This window comes from Caballeronia sp. LZ032, from assembly GCF_031451315.1.
Lineage (GTDB): Bacteria > Pseudomonadota > Gammaproteobacteria > Burkholderiales > Burkholderiaceae > Caballeronia.
In genome coordinates this window covers 1-403 of the sequence record NZ_JARUXP010000067.1, presented here as the reverse complement: position 1 = coordinate 403, position 403 = coordinate 1, and the positions used below count along the sequence as shown (strand labels likewise).

Annotated in this window: 1 protein-coding gene; it reads right to left on the bottom strand. The window is 60.8% G+C overall.

Features of this window, described 5'->3' with window-relative positions; all coding sequences use genetic code 11:
- A partial coding sequence (locus QCE69_RS39440; protein WP_309936173.1) for an RHS domain-containing protein occupies positions 1-403 on the bottom strand: 403 nt, incomplete at both ends.

The window sequence follows — 403 nt, the reverse complement described above, 5'->3', positions numbered from 1 at the left end:
CGCCTGCTCGACCTTCCGCGTTTCGCACCAATCGATCCCACCCGCAACACTGTAGTGCGTTTCCCAAACGATGTCACCGTCCGCGCTGCTTAACCTGACCGGCGCACCATTCGGATCATTCTGATAGAAGTAAATCCGCTTGCAAGCCCCATCATCCACCTGCATCGCCAAGGGCTCGAAGCCATCCTGCCGATACACATAAAACCGCGCTTCGCTCTCGATACGCGCCGTCCGCCGCACCTCGCCGGCCATCGCATCGCCGTCCCACAGGAACCACGTCCACGCCCCTTCATCGCGATGCCTCTGCCCCACCTCCGGCCTGACATCCGCCGCCTGCTTGCCAATACGCCGACCGAGCGCATCATATCGATACACCCATCGCTCATTAGCGGTGTTCTCGAAC